Source organism: Rubrilithobacter danxiaensis, from assembly GCF_047272945.1.
Lineage (GTDB): Bacteria > Bacteroidota > Bacteroidia > Sphingobacteriales > Sphingobacteriaceae > Rubrolithibacter > Rubrolithibacter danxiaensis.
Genome location: NZ_JBKOPS010000004.1, coordinates 14,065 through 33,521, shown reverse-complemented (window position 1 = coordinate 33,521; position 19,457 = coordinate 14,065). Strand labels below are relative to the sequence as shown.

At 38.2% G+C, this 19,457-nt stretch carries 8 protein-coding genes and 1 pseudogene; 7 read left to right on the top strand and 2 right to left on the bottom strand.

Annotated features, from left to right (window positions below; genetic code table 11):
- Positions 1 to 10 precede the first annotated feature (10 nt).
- The 6 genes and pseudogenes from ACLCDL_RS05970 (at position 11) to ACLCDL_RS05945 (ending at position 15,715) form a co-directional block, all read left to right on the top strand.
- Positions 11 to 1,579: a DUF5018 domain-containing protein gene (locus ACLCDL_RS05970; RefSeq protein WP_423147366.1), complete on the top strand. Its 1,569-nt coding sequence runs from the start codon at positions 11 to 13 to the stop codon at positions 1,577 to 1,579.
- A 138-nt stretch (positions 1,580 to 1,717) separates the two neighbouring features.
- Complete coding sequence (locus tag ACLCDL_RS05965) at positions 1,718 to 6,133, top strand: hypothetical protein (protein ID WP_423147365.1); 4,416 nt, start codon at positions 1,718 to 1,720, stop codon at positions 6,131 to 6,133.
- Between the two features lie 38 nt (positions 6,134 to 6,171).
- A complete protein-coding gene (locus ACLCDL_RS05960) occupies positions 6,172 to 8,223 on the top strand; it encodes a fibronectin type III domain-containing protein (RefSeq protein WP_423147364.1) in 2,052 nt (683 codons plus the stop codon).
- A gap of 28 nt (positions 8,224 to 8,251) precedes the next feature.
- Positions 8,252 to 11,380: a SprB repeat-containing protein gene (locus ACLCDL_RS05955; RefSeq protein WP_423147363.1), complete on the top strand. Its 3,129-nt coding sequence runs from the start codon at positions 8,252 to 8,254 to the stop codon at positions 11,378 to 11,380.
- A gap of 36 nt (positions 11,381 to 11,416) precedes the next feature.
- Positions 11,417 to 11,761: pseudogene (locus ACLCDL_RS05950) on the top strand (hypothetical protein); the annotation flags it as partial.
- A 48-nt stretch (positions 11,762 to 11,809) separates the two neighbouring features.
- Entirely contained in the window at positions 11,810 to 15,715 is a 3,906-nt protein-coding gene (locus tag ACLCDL_RS05945) for a hypothetical protein (protein WP_423147362.1), read from the top strand.
- A gap of 73 nt (positions 15,716 to 15,788) precedes the next feature.
- On the opposite strand, the gene ACLCDL_RS05940 is transcribed toward ACLCDL_RS05945, so the two are convergent.
- On the bottom strand, positions 15,789 to 16,685 hold the full coding sequence (locus ACLCDL_RS05940; protein WP_423147361.1) for a hydroxypyruvate isomerase family protein: 897 nt from the start codon (positions 16,683 to 16,685) through the stop codon (positions 15,789 to 15,791).
- Positions 16,686 to 16,848: 163 nt separating this feature from the next.
- On the bottom strand, positions 16,849 to 17,277 hold the full coding sequence (locus ACLCDL_RS05935; protein ID WP_423147360.1) for a BLUF domain-containing protein: 429 nt from the start codon (positions 17,275 to 17,277) through the stop codon (positions 16,849 to 16,851).
- A gap of 172 nt (positions 17,278 to 17,449) precedes the next feature.
- On the opposite strand from ACLCDL_RS05935, the gene ACLCDL_RS05930 reads away from it, so the two are divergent.
- Positions 17,450 to 19,402, top strand: a complete 1,953-nt coding sequence (locus ACLCDL_RS05930; protein WP_423147359.1) for a PAS domain-containing sensor histidine kinase — start codon at positions 17,450 to 17,452, stop codon at positions 19,400 to 19,402.
- Positions 19,403 to 19,457: the final 55 nt, after the last annotated feature.

The following is a 19,457-nucleotide window of genomic DNA, read 5'->3' as shown; positions in this document are numbered from 1 at the left end:
TCAATTACTAATGAAATCGAACCAATTGTTATTTCTACTGCTCACGGTATTTTTATTTTCATGTAAAAAGGAAAAAGAGACGGTGCCTCCTAAAAGTTCCCTTAAAGAGGTAAAATCGATAAAGTTTCCATACCTTAAAACTCAAGTATATCTTACTTACACTACTGATACGATTGTCGCTACTTTTCTTAAAGGAGAAGTTTTGGATACGATTACACCCCTAATAGGAATTTCTCCAAAAGCCATTATTAGTCCCGCAAGTGGTATAAGGCAAAACTTCAACGTTCCAGTAACATATACAATTACAGCAGAAGATGGTTCTTCACGGAAATTTACCTTAAAGCCGAGCTTTGATGAAAGTACACTTGTTGTAGACACACTTGCAAAAAAGAGCTATTTTCTTGGTGATACATTAGAGATAACTGGTTTCAACCTGGGTACAGATACTACAACAACCAAAGTTGACATAATAGCGGCGTCTTCCATTTCCGCAAAAGCAGAGTTGATAGAAGTTACTCCAAAAAGAATCAAGCTAAAAATTCCTTACAGTCTCCTTGACAATATGGCTGATTCATTAGATGTACATCTAAAAATAATTAAAGGATCAAATGGGGAAACTAAAATATTGAAGGATATCCTACACGTTAAATATCCCCCGACTCCTCATTTTATAGAATTTTATGTTTTTAATAAAGGTAAAGATCCAATAAGAATCTATGGTAAAAATTTTGCTGCTAATAAAAGTAAAATCAAGATCAGGATAAAGGATAGGAATTCCGATTGGATAAACCTTAGGACTGACACCATTTTTTCATATATAGGTAATAAAGTAGCGGGCTATTCGTATCATCAGGAGTGGTTAGTCTTAAAATTTCCAGACTTTATGGAAGTTAAAAATCAAACCTTTACAGAAGTGGAGTTTTCTGTAAACGGGAAAGCAATACGACATCTTGTCAATTACCAGAGGGAAATCACGATACCAAAAATTAGCAGCATTTATGAAGATAAGATGCTGGACATGTATAAAAATAAGTTCTTTTGGGGTCAGACTTTAGTCCTGAGAGGAGAATATCTAAAGGATGAGGAGCCAACATTCCTGATATTTTCACCCAAAAAGGGGGGTGCTGATATCATCTTTCCTGTAAAGTTGTCGGAGTTTGATCATTCTATTATTAAACAGGGTATTACAAGCAAGTTACAACCGGGAAATTATACTGTCAAGGTTTATAAAAATAATCATTATTCAGTTGAAGATAAGCAAATAGCAATCTATAATAATCCTTATATAAGCAGGATTTCCGGTATAAGCCAGGATGAGTATTATGGAAGCCTTTTTAAAAAAGGAACCAGGATACTTATTGAATATAACAATTTTGGTGTAAAAGCAGGAAGTATTGTTAATGTAAATTTTGTACCTGTTTCGGGGGGAATAAGCTATGTGAGAACTGCGACAGTACGTGGTGACTTGCTGAGTGCTGAAGTTGACATTCCTAACGAATTAGCAACAGGGAAATACACAATATCTCTAGAAAATAATTTTAAATATACAGAGGAAGCAGAAATTGATATTTATGATTAATAGCTTACTTATTTAAGAATAGTCATTATTACTAACCCTTTTACGAGTACTTCTGAATGAAAATCAAGGATAGAAGTAAGACAAATTGTAATAATAGATAACAACGATATTAAGAAGAAGAATACTTAAACGCTCTCAATGAAGTTACTTCTACGTTCTCTTTTACCAGGTTTGCTGCTTTGGTTAAGCTGCACTGCTACTTCATTTGCGCAAACAGAAGATGCATTAGTAAAGCACATCAAACAATTACAGCAAACAGTTCAGAATCGCCGGTTAACAACAATGCAACTGAATTCTGACCGGCCGAATTTACTTCCTGTAGGTGTTTTAGGCAAAAAGGATGCCCAGCCACCTGTTATTATTGATGATGTTACACTCTTTCCTGATCATGCGGAATTAATGGCTTATGCGGCTTTCAAACTTCCAGGGTCAGATGAAGAACTTTATTTTGTCACGCCTCAACCGATAAGTCTTAATTATAGCGGGGGACTTGAATCAGTAGCCCGCATGGCCCTTGTAAAAGAACGCAAAATCAGAATTGGAAATGATGATACGTATCTGACTGTTGAAAAGGAAAAGTCCTTTCTTGAATTTGATTGCGATGGTTTTCGGCAGGCAGGTTTGGGTGTAGAAGTAGAAATGACTTCAAAACTTGTTAAAGAAAATGCGGATGGGACGCAGAATTTAAATGAAAAGGTTAAAGGAAGCTTTTCCGTTGTTTTTGCAGATTTGAGCGATATTATTGCATCAGTAAGCCTTGATCCTTTTCAGATAAGAGGTTTGGAGGGGGTCAGTTTCACAGTAAGGGATGCCGTTATTGATCTTAGCGATTTTCAGAATCCATTAGGTATACTTTTCCCCGAGGAATATAAAGAATCCTACTACGCAGACGCTGCATTAAACTTATGGAGAGGGTTCTACCTTAGAAGTGTTTCTGTTAAGCTGCCCCCCGAAATTGTTGATTACAGCCAGAAAGGGGAGCGAAAAGAATTTGGAGCCCATAATATTGTTATTGATAATCATGGGTTTAGTGGTGATATGTATGCCAAAAACCTCATTTCTTTAAGAAATGGTGATATGGGCGGCTGGGCTTACTCAGTTGACTCTGTAGCTCTTGTGGTCCGTGCAAACCAATTAGTGTCTGGATCAATGCTGGGAGGTATTAATATTCCTGTTTCGGGAGATACAAAACGGATGGAATATTCAGCCACCTTTATTCCTGGTAAGGAATATATATTTAATGTAGAAGCAGCTGATGATCTGTCGTTCGATATTTTTAAAGCAGCAAATGTGAAGCTGAACAAGGGTTCTTTTGTTACTGTTGCCCTGAAAGATAAACGATTTGAAGCCCAGGCCAATTTAAGTGGCGAGATGAGTATTAAAACCAGCTTAAGCGGCAGCAATAATAATCAGCAAGGGAATCAGTTCACTGCTAACAAGATACGTTTTGAACAGCTGATAATTTCTACTAAAGCTCCTTTTATTTTAAACGGCTATTTTGATGCAAGTGCTTCTATTAATATCGGAACCTTCAGCGCCAGCTTAACTAATATTCAATTGCTCAAAAAGGGTAACAGGCGAGGTCTAGGTTTTGATATGCATGTTAACCTGATGGGAGATAAAGATTCCCGCAATAGTTTTAAAGCTGATGCAAGTTTAATGATACTTGGACAGGTAACAGCCGATGAAACATTCAGACAGCACTACACCTACTCGAGTACAGAATTTAGTAGAATATACATTAATGCAGATCAGGGGAGCTATTCCTTAGAAGGCGATCTGTTGTTCTTCAAAGAAGAAAAAACTTTTGGGAGTGGTTTTAGAGGTCAGTTAACTGTGTCGATGAAGCCGGGAATTACGGTTTCGGCCACAGCACTATTTGGGAAGGTGGAAAATGTTAATTATTGGTATGCAGATGCTTTGACTGTTTTCGATAAAGGTATTCCAATAAGTCCAATGCTTGAAGTTGATGGTTTCGCTGGCGGCTTGTATTATCGTGTAAAACAAAAAGAAAGTGGAGGAGGCACTATTGCAGTGGTCAACTCACAAACGGGTTTGGCTTATTTACCTGATGCACAAGCCGGACTGGGCGTGAAAGCTGCAGTGCGTTTTGGACTTATTGGAAAGCAAGATTTATTTAATGGCAATGTGGGCTTTGAAGTTGCCTTTAACAAAGGAGGAGGCTTAAGCAGGGTTAGTTTTATGGGAAATGCCAACTTTTTAGAAGAACTGTCAACACAGTCTGAGGAAAATCTAATGATTGGCTCAAAAGCATTTACGAGTATAAAGGGCGGTTATGAGCAGAATAATTCTGCTTTTGATAAGATGAATAAAAGAGGTGCTCTGTCCGCCAGTATTTTGATGGATTATGATGTTGATAACAGTACATTCTTCGCCAATTTTAAAGGCTATGTTAATGTCGGAAATGCAATTCACGGAGTAGGTCCGGGTGGTTTGGCAGGAGAAGGGGTATTGTATTTTGCTCCGGATACATGGTATGTACACATTGGAACCCCTGCAATTCCGGTAGGTATAGAAATGATAGGTTTTGCCCGATCGACGGCATATTTTATGGTTGGTAAAAACCTACCCGGAAGCCCGCCTCCGCCAATGCATGTCTCTCAGATTCTTGGGGGCCGTAATCTTGATTATATGCGTGACCTGAATTCTTTGAATTCCGGAAAAGGGCTTGCATTTGGTGCTGGACTTAATTTTAATACAGGCGATGTAAGTTTCCTTATTTTTTACGGCAGTTTCAATGCGGGAGCAGGTTTTGATGTGATGTTGAAAGACTATGGAAGCAGTGCTCATTGTGAGGGAGGTAGTGGTCCGGTAGGAATTAACGGTTGGTATGCCAATGGTCAGGTATATGCTTACATACAAGGTAAAATTGGTATCCAGGTAAAGCTTTTTGGGAAAAAACGCAAATATGATATTCTTAATCTCGGAGCTGCAGCAGTATTACAGGCTAAACTTCCAAATCCTACCTGGATGCGAGGAGCAGTAGGGGGGTATTACCGGATATTAGGAGGACTTATTAAAGGGAAGTGTCAATTTGAATTTACAGTTGGAAAGGAATGCAGGATTATAGGGACTGATTCTTTTGCCGAATCGGGAGTAGGGGTAATAGCTGATGTAACACCTGCTCAAAATGCCCGCAATGTGAATGTCTTTACTGTTCCGCAAGCAGTCTTTAATATTCCGATAGGGGAAGTATTTTCTTTCCGGGATCAGGATGGTAAAAATCTCAGTTTTCGTGCACAGTTACAGCAGTTTAAATTACAGAATGAGGGTGCTGACATTCCCGGAAGTCTAGACTGGAATAATGATCATACAGTTGCGGCTTACAATACAAGTGATGTTCTGCCTCCTAATAAAGCACTCACACTTTTGGTAAAAGTTACTTTTGAAGAGAATCATAACGGAAGCTGGAGGCCATATGTGGTTAATGGCAAAAATTACGAACAATCTGTTACCCGTAACTTTACTTCAGGCACTGCTCCCGATTATATTCCGGCATCAAATATTGCATATAGCTATCCGATAATTGATCAACTCAATTATTATAAAAAGGAAACGAAGACAGGTTATATTAAACTCAAAAAGGGACAAGCTTATCTGTTTGATTCTAATAATGATTTTACCCAGGTTGGCCGTATTAATTCCTCCGATGGAAAAATACAGGAGTTTGCCATCGGCTATAACAGTAACCAGGTAAATTTTATAATGCCTGAAATAGGAAATAATCAGGGATATCAGTTAGCAGTAGTTTCTGTTCCAAAAGTAAAAGAAACCACTATAGACCGTAATATTCGCATAAAAGAGAAATCATTGGTATCGGAAGGTACTTCTAACGTTACATTAAGCACTCGTAAAGCTGAAGGGTCTATAGTAAATGCAGAAGAAAAACTGACGTATTCGATGAATTTCAGATCAAGCAAGTACAGTACATTTTCTGAAAAAATAGATAAGCAAAAGCACTTTGAATATATAGATGTTGTGCGTATCGGAGTTTTTGAACTGGGTTACAGCTTTACTAATGACGAGTTATTGGATGAAAATGAAATGGATGAAAATGGAAACAGTAAGCTATTAAAGTTTGAAGCAGACCTAACGGATAACAACTGGTATTTAAAAGATGTCTACCCATATGTCTATCAGAATTATCCCATAAAGAACATGGAAATTAGCTGGAGAAATCCTGCAGAGCTTGGTGTTCCTCCTGTTAAAGGAATGTATATCTGGCAGTCAGTTAAGGGATTGAAATTTGATCCCTCCGGAAATAACAATTACAAAGACCGCACAGTGTTAGTTTACAACCTCTCTCATTACATGGACTACGATTATTCAGATGTTCAGAAAAAACTGGTACGAATGATTGTGGGAGGAATGAACCCTCAGGTTACAGCGGAAATGAAAAAGATTGTTACAACTGGGTTTACACCACTTAAAAAAGGTAATTACAAATTCCGCATAAGCTATGTATTGCCAGGAACCAATATGGTAACCTCAACTAAGGGAATCACTATAAAAAATACTTTTGGAGGTGACTGATTATGAGATTACTATGCAGACTTAACAGTGTTGTTCTGATGAGCTTATTGCTGATAAATATTGCAGTAGCGCAAAGCCCTTGTAAACATTCAAAGATCCATGTGGTAGCAAGGCCTTTAAAAGATTCTATCTTATTACGATGGGGACCTGATAATTCGCTTGCCTGGCAATCTTTAAATCATTCAGGATATAAAATAAGCAGATATACGGTTGTTCGCGACGGAGAGGTTTTATTAGAACCAGAACTTTCTGTTTTAACCCCACACGCCTTAACACCGATGCCTTTAAACAGTTGGGAAAACTGGATAGATAGTAATCAATACGCTGCTATTGCAGCGCAAGCTATATATGGTGAAGATTTTAAAATCAATCAGGAAAATAGATCAGATATCGCGCAAATGGTTAATAAGATTAAAGAGAACGAATCTCGTTTTTCTTTTGCGCTTTTCAGTGCCGACCAGTCTTTTAGCGTTGCTAAAGCTATGGCTTTAGCCTGGGTGGACAAAACTGCCAGAGCTAATGAAAAATACCTCTATAAAATTTATCCGGCTTTACCGCAAGCGGAAATGGAGATAGATACAGGATTTGTTTACACTGGAATATCTGACTATCAACCCTTACCTAAGCCTATTCAGGTGGAAGCGAAAGCAGAGTCACGAGGAATCATGTTGAGCTGGAATCAGGAAGCCTTTTCAGAAATTTATACTACGTATCAGATAGAACGGTCTGTAGATGGTGGAAGTTCTTTTGAAACAATAAGTAATGCTTCGCTTGTAAATACCTCCATTGATGAAAAAGAAATCTCAAGACGTGCCTTTGCTCTTGATACTGTATCAATAATTAATAAGCGGATAGTTTACCGGATAAAAGGATTGTCGCCATTTGGTGAGACAGGGCCTCCCTCAGATACTGTAAGTATAACTGTACATGCTCCGTTTACTGCTGTTGCAAGTATAAACAAGGCGGTTGCAAATAATGAGAAACAGGTTATTATCTCCTGGTCAATTGAAGAAAATAAAGAATTGACTGGGTTTGATATAGAAAGATCAGGTAATCCAGAAACAGGTTTTAAAAAGTTAAATCTAAAAGTTTTATCACCTTCTGTTAAAATATATACAGATAATACGCCGGCTAATGCCAATTATTATCGCATTAAAGCTTATGGGAAAGCCGGGAACACTACTATTTCTATGCCTGTTCTGGTTTTGTTGGAAGATAGTATTCCCCCTGCCGCACCGCAATTAATAAAAGGAGAAGTTACTAAAGAAGGTCTTGTTAATCTAAACTGGCAGAAAAATGCAGAAACAGATCTTTTTGGCTACCGCGTTTACCGTTCAAATACAGAACAAGGAGATTATGTACAAATTACCCGTAAAGCCACAACAGTCGCATTTTATACAGATACAATTGAATTGAAGACGTTGGCAAAAACGCTTTTTTATAAAATAGTTGCTGTCGATAATCATTTTAATCCTTCGGAATTTTCTGCTGTACTTCGGTTAGAACGTCCGGATATATTGCCTCCATCGTCACCATCTTTCACTAAAGTTATTGGAAAAACAACAGGAATTTACCTGGAATGGAACTCAAGTAGTAGTGAAGATGTAGTTAAGCAGGAATTGCTGAGAAAAAGTTCTGCAATACCGAAATGGGAAGTAATTAAAAGTTTCGGGGATACAGATACAAGCAATAACTTTTTAGATATAACAGCAGATACAAAAACATCCTATCAGTACTGTATTCGTGCAATAGATAAGGCTAATTTATTCTCTGATTCGCAGCCTTTTTCAGCAAAACGGATTGATTTAGGGTTAAAACCAGCAATTGGCTCACTAAAAACCCTTATTGATCGCGACAAGATGGAAATACTTCTTAGTTGGAAATATACTGAACCCGGTGTAAGAAATTATCTGCTATATAAAGCTGAAGAAGGTAAACCCTTACGCCTGATTAAAACAATAGACGGAAAAGAAAAGGAATTTACAGATACAGATCTGTATGTAAATACAATTTATCATTATCAGTTGAAGGCTCTTTTTACGGATGGTTCCGAAAGCTCATTTACTTCACTGATAAGAGTGAATTATTAACGCTTACTAAAAAATTATACGCTCTCTTATGAAATTTTTTACTAAAGCATGCTGCATTTTTGCTGTTCTTATTTTTAATTCTGCTATTTCAAAAGCACAAAGTAAGGTTTATAAAGTATCTCTTAGTGCCTATCACAGTGCTAATATCTCTTGTTCTGCTACAATAAATTTTACCGATGGAAGCAGTGAGAATGTGGATATGAATTTAAAGCGGCAGTTTGATAAATATTATTTGAAATCCCCTGCATCCTTGAGTTACTCTGCTTACTATATTACTGGAAGTTGTAATTGCAGTGCTGTTCAAAATCAAACTACCTCAACCGGAAGTCCAACTATTAATTTAAGTAAGGAATATAATGAATACCATGAATATCTTAGCTGGTCAGTAACTCCTAATGGCAGCTCGTACCCTACAACTGATGGTTTTCAATTTGATGGTAGTGTTCAGGCTTTTGATAGAACGGGTTTAGAAGTTTCGGGCGTAGACGAAAATAATACAATATGCGGAACGAGTACCTTTAATATTTCAGCTGCTTATTATCAGGATTTACCAACTTCTTATTCCTGGTCTGTAGATACTGACCCTGGTTTTTCTACAGCTAAAATATTAAATGGCTCTGTGTCAAGTTCCATTACTCTTTCAGCATCTTATCTTTTATCTTATTATCCCGACTTGTTAAAAAATAACAGTGGTAATGTATTGTATTTTAAATGTACTCAGGACGGGAGTATTCAAGAAAAAGTAAGTCTTACTTTTTTACCTGCCTCCCCGGTAAGCTTTACCTCATCTGCTACAGCACCTCTCTGTAATGGAGGAACAGGCTCCATCGTACTATCTAATTTTAAATATGCGGATGGAACTAATTATGCTGCAGATCAAAATTTAATTGTAGATGTATATGGGAATCCGGATGAAAGCAAGCCGATTCAAACTTCTATTCCTTTCAATAAAAAAACTTCATTAACAATTTCAGATTTAGAACCGGGAACTTACTATGTTAGGGCTTTTAATGGTGTTACCGCATGTCCAATACCTCTTAAACAAATAGTAATACCGCCGACTTCTGCTGTTAATATTACGGCCAATCCTCAAAATCCTGATTGTTCAACCGGTACAGGAACTATTACAGTCACAGCTACAGGTGGAACTCCTCCTTATACCTATTCTAAGAATGGTGCAGCATTTCAATCTTCTAATGTCTTTTCTAATCTTACCGGCGCTACAACTGGTGAAAGTTACACTCTTGTAGCAAAAGATGCTCATGGCTGTACGGCTACTCTCATTAAAACCATAACAACTCCAACCGCTGTTGCACTATCAATAGTTAATCAAAGTAGTCCAAAAGGCTATGGTTATACTGATGGAACCATTACTGTAGGCGCCTCCGGAGGAAGAGGAACAGGTTATACCTACACCTTAAATGGCGTGAGTAAAGGTTCAACCTCTATATTTACAGGACTTGCAGCCGGGACTTATACCATTGTTGCAAAAGATTCTAAAGGCTGTGCTTCAAATTCTATATCAGCAACGCTTAGCAACCCGCCTGAACTTACACTAAGTGCTTCTCAAACAAATATTACCTGTTATGAATCTGGTAACGGAACAATAACACTAACCGCCGGAGGCGGAGTCTCTCCTTATAATTATTCGCTTGATAATGGTTTATTTACCGGTTCGAATAAGTTCTCAAATCTTACACCAAAAGCTTATAATTTAACTGTAAAGGATGCTAACGGAGTAACAAAAAGTACTTCTGTTACAATTACTCAGCCTGCTAAGGTTACTGCTGTTGTAACTAAGGTTAATGTAACCTGTAACGGCGCTGCCAATGGCTCGCTTACTATTACTGCTTCAGGAGGTTCCGGAACGGGTTATACCTATTCTATTAATAATGGCAGCACTTATTCCGGTGCTAATAAATTTAATGTTGCTGCCGGAACTTACATCGTTACGGTTAAAGATAGTAAAGACTGTTTGTCCGATTCGTGTCCTGTTACTGTTTCAGAGCCTCCTGTTTTATCTGTAACTACTAATACTCAGAATGTTTCCTGTAAAGGTGGAAATAATGGAAAAATAAGCATCAATGCCAGTGGAGGCACAACTTCTTATACATATAGTATTAATAATGGAACAAGTTGGACTACTACAAATGTTTTTACAGGACTTACTGCCGGCACTTATTTTATTTTAGTAAAGGATAACGCAGGTTGCAGTGCAGGGAAATCAGTAACAGTAACCGAACCTCCTTTACTTAAATTATCTATTGATCAGATTACCAATGCTCCGTGTTACAATACTAAAGGAAGCATTTCAGTTTCAACAACGGGCGGAACGGGATTAATAACTCTTCAGGCAAATCCTTATCTTCTTTATAGTAATGGTACTTTTCATGCTCCGGCTGGTACTTATACCATTACAGCAACTGATGAAAACGGCTGTACAGCTCAACAATCTGTATCAATTACTCAGCCTTCTCAAGTTGTGGTTACGCCTGTTATTACTCCGGTTAGTTGTAATAATGGGCAGGATGGAAAAGTACTTTTAAAAGCGACCGGAGGTTCTGGTTCAGGGTACCAGTTTGCACAGGATAATGGGTTGTATTCAAGTTCTTCTGAGTTTGTAAACCTTAAGAAAGGCGATTATTTATTCCGTGTGAAAGATAATACAGGGTGTGAGGTAATAATAAATACACAGGTGACAGAACCTCAGCCACTTGCTATTCAAATTCAAAATGTGAAAAATGTAAGTTGTAATGGTGGAAATGATGGAGCTTTTGATGTAACGGTGAGTGGCGGCAACGGGAGTTATACATTTAACATTGATGGGATAGATAAAGGAACAGCTTATTCATTCTCGGACTTAACAGCTTCAAACCATACTTTAACAATTACTGATGGTAAAGGCTGTTTAAAAACTATTCAACAAATAATTACTCAGCCACAAGCTTTAACTGCTGTGGTTAATCTTTCTGATATTATTTGCAAAGGCGAACTTACCGGGGCAATTTCAGTTTCTGGTCGTAGCGGAAGTGCGCCCTATCAATATGCACTTACAAAAAACAACGAAACTCCTTTCTATTCAGAAAACGGAGCATTTAATAACCTCCCGGCAGGAAATTATAAGATATGGGTAAAAGATAACAATAACTGTATCTAGCAGGAAGATAGAGTACTTACCGAACCTGCTGAGGCAATAACTGCAGCTTTTACTTCTATAAACGAAAGCTGTGCAGGTAAAAAGGATGGTTCCTTAACAGTAAGTGCAAGCGGAGGGAATAGCTTACAATATGCATTAATACAAGGAAACGAAACAGCGGCTTATCAGTATTCGCCCATATTTAATAATTTATCAGCCGGAAATTACGACCTGCTTGTTAAGGATATTAACAATTGCCTTAAAACTTTTCCGGTTGCTATTGCTATTAATCCCGAATTAAAAATACAATTAGCTTCTAAAACAGATATTAGTTGTTATGGCGGCACTAATGGAGAAATTAAAGTTGCAGCTATAGGTGGGGATAATAATTATGAATTTTCAATAGATAATGCTAATTATAGCGCTTCAGCTGACTTTAGCAACTTAATTGTGGGAGATTATACTATCACTGTCAAAGATGGCCGGGCCTGTACTGCTAAACTAAGTGTTCCACTTTCGCAACCTGAACGCTTAACCTTAAACTTGGAGTCAAGTCAGGATATTTCCTGCTATAATGGATCAGATGGAAAGATTATTGTAAAAGCCGAAGGAGGTGTAGGTCCTTATACATATTCATTAAATGATGCAACTGAGCAGAATGATGGTATTTTCTCAGCATTAGTTAAAGGTGCTTATTCTGTTTCAGTTACGGATGCTCATGGTTGTGCCGTTTCACAACCGGTGAGTGTTGTTTTAGCTCAACCTGCCGAACCTCTTAATGCAACTGCAGATACAATTTCCTTAACCTGCTTTGAATCAGCAGACGGGCAAATAAGTGTTAATGCAAGTGGTGGGACGTTACCATATCAGTATTCTATTGATGAAAGTAGCTTAAGTACCACTAATTCTTTCACAGGGCTGTTAGCCGGAGATCACACCGTTTTGGTGAAGGATTCAAAAAACTGCTCGTATGTTTTAGTGGTAAATGTTCCTGCCCCTGCAAAACTCGAAGCAACTATTGTTAAAGAAGATATAAACTGCTATGGCGAAGCCAGCGGAATTATCACAGTAAATACTACCGGAGGTAATTGCGATTACAGTTACTCTCTTGATGGAGTAAACTATCAGGAAAGTAATCAGTTTAACAACCTCAAGGCCGGATATTATACTGTTAGTGTAAAAGATTCTAAAAATTGTACTGTTCAATTAGAAACAGAACTGTTTAACTTATATCAGCCTTTAAGTTTTGAACTGGATGCTGTTGAACCTAAGTTTTGTGATGATAAAGGAAGCATCACCATAAAAAATATTCAGGGAGGCAAAACGCCTTATCATTACAGTATTGATGGCGTAAATTATTCGTCGCAATCAATTTATACTGATCTTATTCCCGGAAACTACACCATCTTTGTAAAAGATGCAAATGGATGTATAGCAATTGAAACAATTGCTCCATATGGCCCTGTAAGTATAAAAGGTGATTACCAGGTTAATAATAATCACTGTTTTGGAGATGCTGCCGGAACCATACAAATAATCAATGTTACCGGAGGCAACGGAACTTACGAATATTCTCTAAACGGGGGAAATTTTCAGGATTCAAATGAATTTAAAAATTTGAAAGCGGGCGATTATCAGGTTGTAATTCGTGATAGGCCGTATTCCTGTCAAAGTTTTTTATCTGTTAATATCAGCGAACCTCCTAAAATAGTTCTTACTGCTGTAAACAACAGAGGTGTGAGTTGTAAAGGAGCAACGGATGGCAGTATAGGTGTATCTGCCACTGGCGGAACGAGTAATTATTTATACGCTATAGATGATCTTCCTTTTGGCAACTCTTCGATATTTAATGGAATTGTTGCGGGTAAACATACGCTTCATGTTCAAGATTCTATCTATACTGAATGTGCTACTGCAATAGACGTCATTATTTCTTCACCCGAAATGCTAATGGCGACAATCGCTAAAAAGGATGTAAGTTGTAAAGGATTAGCCAATGGCAGTATCCAGGTAAATGTTACCGGAGGGACACGTCCTTATACTTATTCCCTTTCCGGAAGAGACATACAAACTTCAGCCGTTTTTGAAAATTTATCTCCAAACATTTATGCAATTACCGTGACAGATAAAAATGCTTGTACAGTAGTTGTCGAATCTTCAGTTACTGAACCTGAGATATTAAAACTTACGGTATCTATCAAGCATAATACCTGTTATGGAGCGGCCGAAGGTAAAGCGTTATTACATGCCAGCGGGGGAACGGCTCCTTATATATATTCAAAAGATAAGGGAATAACTTTCGTTACAGATTCCGTTTTTAAAGATTTAAAAGCCGGAACTTATACCTTTACTGTAAAAGATGCCCAAGGCTGTGCTTATTTTGTTGAACAAATAGTCACCCAAACTGACCGCTTGATTCTAAGCGCTGATGTGCAAAAAGTGCTTTGTAATGGTGCAGCAACAGGTATCGTAACAGCTAAAACACAGGGCGGAACAGGAGCTTATTCTTACTCTTTAAATAATAGTGCTTACCAGGATAATTCATCTTTCCAGAATTTAAAAGCAGGAAAATATATTCTTGGAGTTAAAGATCAGAATGGCTGTACTGCAAGCATTCCGGTTGTTGTTGAGGAAAATACGCCGGTTTTACTTTCGACAAATTTTATTAAACAAATTAGCTGTTACAAGGGTAACGATGGTGAAGTTTTTTTAGCAGCAAGTGGGGGAACTGCTCCTTATCAATTCAGCATTAATGGAATAAACTTTAGTTCAACTAGCAGCTTTAAGAATTTGGATGCAAAAGGGTACGATTTCTTCGTAAAGGATGTTAATTCCTGCCTTGCTACCTTGCATACTGACATTACTTATCCGGAGGTACTAACCTTGAAAGTTAAACAGATCAGAAATGTTGCCTGCAAAGATTATTCGAATGGCTTTATTGAATTAGAAGCATCAGGCGGCACAATTCCTTATGTTTATTCTATTAATAGTGCTTCATATCAAACATCAAATGTGTTTAACAATTTACCGCCAGGTCAGTATAAAATAACAGTAAGGGATGCTAAAGGCTGCACTCAAATAGTTAACATTACAATTACTGATCCCAAATTTTTAAAATTAACCTTGCTTGAAAAAAAAGATGTAAGTTGTTACTATGCCAAAGATGCTTACATAGAAGTTATTGCAAATGGAGGGAATAAAAAATACCGGTATTCTCTTAATGGAAAGGATTTTAAGAATTCAGGAAGGTTTGAAAACCTTAATGGCGGAAACTATACCATTGTAGTGCTCGATTCTTTAAACTGTTCGAGTCAAATATCAGTAGAGATAAAAGAGCCTGTTGCTTTATCATTAAGTAAAACGGTAATTCAACCCAAATGCTATGGTACCTGTGACGGCGAAATCATACTAACTGCAACAGGTGGAATACCTCCTTATACGTATAACTGGCTGAGCCATCCGGTTTTTGGCAATAACTCCAGAGTAAACCACCTTTGCAGTGGTATTTATACTGTTACAGTTTCTGATGCAAAAGGGTGTACTGTTGAACAGCGTATAAATATTGTTGATCCTCAGGAAATAAAGATTGAAGGCCTAAGGGATACGATTTTATGCAAAGGGCAAAAAGTTGAATTTAATGCAGGAAACGCCGGATTAAAGTATTCATGGAAATCTACTAATGGCTTTGCATCAACCGCTAGTTCTGTTGTTGTTGATGAACCAGGTTATTATACTTTAACAGTAACTAATACCGCAGGATGCGCAGTTTCAAAGTCTTTTAATGTTGCAGTCTCTTCTACTTTGCTTAAGGCCGATTTTCTGGTTTCTTCTATAGTTGCAGAAGGTGATACTGTACTTCTTATAGATGTTTCAAAACCGGCCCCTTCTAAAACTTTATGGGATTTACCTGCAGGAGCAAGAGAAGTGGGAAGTAATGTTGCAGGGACGATCCGCCAGATAGTATTTGATAAGTCAGGAAGCTATGATATCAGCATGACAGCCGGTTTAGGAGAGTGTGCAGATGCTGTCAAAAAAACAATTACTGTACTTAAGCCCGAACAAAAAACAGAACTGAATGCTGCCCTGGGTTATAAAGAAGCGCTGTTAAAGGTTTTTACTTCTTATCCCAATCCCACTTCGGGCATATTCACCGCGAAAGTAGAATTATCACGAATAGCAAATATAAAACTGCGCTTGCTGAGTTTTTTAAATAATCAATTAATTGAAGTGAAAGAAGATTATGGGAAATCCTTCTATGAAGTCCCATTCAATCATTCGGAGCTTAATCCTGGAATGTATGTTTTGGTATTAGAGCTGGAAGGGGCTGTTAAGGTAGTTAAGATTATAAAAATCTGAGATACCCGGAAGAACGTTAGTGCTATAAAAAAACCAGCAGCTTTACAAAAGCTGCTGGTTTATAATATTACGCTTATACATCACAAATACGAATGCTTTCTTTCAACGAAACCAGGGGTTCGGCGTGTTTTGGAATAAATTCCTGCGCTACAAATCCTTTGTAGCCGGTGTCAACAATCGCCTGCATAATTGCGGGATAATATAATTCCTGTGTCTGATCAATCTCGTTCCTTCCGGGTACTCCACCGGTATGGTAATGAGAAAAATATTGATGGTTATCACGGATGGTACGAATTACGTCGCCTTCCATAATCTGCATATGGTATATATCGTAGAGTAACTTAAATCGATCTGAACCTACACGTTTCACCAGCTCAACTCCCCATTTTGAATTATCGCACTGGTAGTCATGATGATCTACTTTGCTGTTAAGCAATTCCATCGACATCGTAACTTTATACTTTTCAGCTGCCTTCATTACCCGCTGAAGTCCTTTTACACAGTTATCCAGGCCCTCTTCATCGCTTATACCTTTACGGTTACCCGAAAAACAAATGATTTTATCGTACCCGAACTTCGCAGCCTGAGGAATAACATCTTCATAGCTTGCTACCAGTTCATCATGTAATTTGGGGTCATTAAAACCTTCGGTAATGCCTTTACCGGCACCCCAGGGCATGGCGCATGTAAGCCCGTGTTTCTGAATTATCGGCCACTCTTTAGGCCCCTGTAATTCAATAGAAGCTATGCCCATTTCCTTTGCAGCTTTACAAAGGTCTTCAAGCGGAATCTTGTCGTAACACCATTTACAAACCGAGTGGTTTATGTTTCCTTTTAACTTCCACTGCTCCTTTTCCTCCGCACTTGCAAAAGCCTTTAATTCTGATGGCATCATAAAACCTGTTGTTAGAAGTGCTGCACTACCGGCAATTGTTTTCAGAGCCGTGCGCCTTGAACTTTTTTCTTTCATTAGGGATATCTTTATAATCGGTTTTCAATTCAATAACGTTGAAAATACATTTATTGAATTACTTCGTAAATATAATTATTTCCGGCAGCTATAAGTAGTAATTTAAAAAAATGCGTTCCCCGAGATATAATAGAACTATCACAAGTAACCTCGAGCCTTCTTCTCAGGTATTATTCCTGATAAAATTAGCTACAATTGTAGATACCGGGTTTGCAAGATTAAGAAATTCCTCCAGATATTCCTTTTTTCCGGGAGTTTTAAAATTATCCAAATCTTTAAAATTTTCAGGAGCAATTATTTTGAACGCCAGAATATAATCTTCAAAAAAACGATGAGGAACAGGTCCTTCATATAGCTTAATGACGCTGTGGTGAAAAGGATGCATTTTTGCCAGCTGATATTCAGCAAGCACCGACTCTTGGGTTCCTTCAATTGTTACCAGCAAATTTTGATGGGAAAGTATGGTTAAACCCGAATTGTTATGTGCTCTCCTGTAATGCCTGGTAGTTTCAATAACTTCTGCCAGATAGTCGGAGGTTAATTCTTTCGTAGCACTGCTTACATACACAATACACCATTGCCCTTTTTCCATATCAAATACACGTATTTAAACTGTAAAAGTAACAATATTCTAAAACGCTTTCCGAAAAGAGGCGTTTGTTTTACGAAATCCGGTAAGGGTAACAAAATATTGTTGTATTTGGACTTACATTAAAAAAAACACTTTATTCGTTCGTATCTTTATAGTCCACAAAAACGCACTGATGAATTCATATCCTGCTTCTTTATCCTATACACAATTTTTATCTGTACTTTCTTCAATTCCCGGTGCTTTCGCCATTCACGTAGCTGAAGAAGCGGTTATTGATTTTGCAAATGACTCGATGCTCAGAATCTGGGGAAAAGACAAAAGTGTTTTTGGCAAATCATTAGAAGAAGCATTGCCCGAGTTGAAAGGACAGCCTTTTATCGGGATGTTTGCAAGAGTTTGGAGAGAGGGTATCACTTTATCAGGAAAAGACACCCCTGCACAACTTGAAATAAATGGAGATCTGCAAACTTTTTACTTTGATTTTGAATACCGTGCAGTCAAAGACGAAAATGGAAAAACATATTGCATCTTACATACTGCTACCGATGTTACAGAACGGGTATTGAGTGCCAGCAGGGAACAATCCTTAACCGAAGAGCTTACAGTAACAAACGAAGAGCTGTCGGCAGCGAATGAAGCATTAAATGCCACGAATGAAGAACTGTTTGAATCGCAAATTAACCTGCAGCAGCTTTATAAAGAATTGGCCCAGAGCGATGCCCGATTCAGAAGCATGGTGAGGCAGGCACCTGTAGGAATGTGTATTATCAACGCAAACGGATTAATGATTCAGGATGTGAATGATGCCTATCTTGAACTTGTTGGTAAGCCACGGGAACAATTTGAAAACCGTTCTATTTGGGATGCAGTTGCTGAAGCAGCAGACGTTTACGCTCCTGTTTTAGACCGCGTTATTCAGACAGGAATGCCCTTTGTAGCAAAAGAGCATGAAGTGATGCTAATCAAAAATGGGGTTCCGGAAACTGTTTTCCTTGATTTTGTATATGAACCAATGAAACAGGATGAAAAAGTAACAGCCATTATGGTACTGGTGATTGACGTATCTGATAAGGTGATTAATCGGCGGCATATTGAAGATATGGAGGAAAGGGCAAGGCTGGCAGTGGAAGCGGCCGACATTGGCACTTTTGATGCTGACCTTGTTAAACAGGAAATACAGACCTCCGACCGGTTTAACAGTATTCTGGGTTTCGGCCGCCAGCTTGAGTGGAAGGAACTGGTTTCAATTATACACCGCGAAGATCGCCCTAAAAGGGAAACAGCCTTAAAAGAAGCCCTTAAAAATGGAAGACTTTTTTACGAGGTAAGATTTCATTTTCCGGATCATTCAATACATTGGATGCGGGTACAGGGGAAAGTTTACTATAATCAGGATAAACAGCCGGTACGGATGCTTGGCACCCTGCTTGATATCACTCAATTTAAACACCTGGAGCAGCAAAAGGATGATTTTATCAGCATAGCGAGCCATGAATTAAAAACGCCAATTACCAGCTTAAAAGCATCGCTGCAATTACTGGAAAGGGTAAGCGGGGGGACCTCAGAAATGATGACGAAACTGATAGACCAGTCGAACCGCAGCATGAAAAAGATCAGCGGCCTGGTAGACGATCTGCTTAACGTGAGCCGAAACAACCAGAAACAGCCCATCCTTAATAAAACAAGGTTTACTATGGACGATATAATCAAAAGCTGTCGTATTCACATTAAAGCTGCCGGAAATTATGAATTAACTGTTGAGGGAGATGAGCATTTGGAACTTCATGCAGATGAGCGTGCGGTTGAACAGGTAATTGTAAATCTTATTAACAATGCGATAAAATATGCGCCCGAATCTCTTGAAATTATTCTGAGAATTAAAAATGAAAGTAATTTCGCTGTAATTTCCATCCAGGATAAAGGTCCGGGAGTTCCTGCAGATAAAATCCCGCTCTTGTTCGACCGTTATTACCAGGCTCAGCCATCGGGATTTAATAACTCCGGCTTAGGTCTGGGTTTATATATTTCATCCGATATTGTTAAACGGCATGGAGGGAAAATAGGCGTTGACAGTGAAGTAGGTAAAGGAAGTACCTTTTGGTTCACCCTGCCTTTAACTGATTAATTTTCAACTTTACAGGCACAATTCTAAATCGTGTCGGCGGTCGTAGAATTCTTTT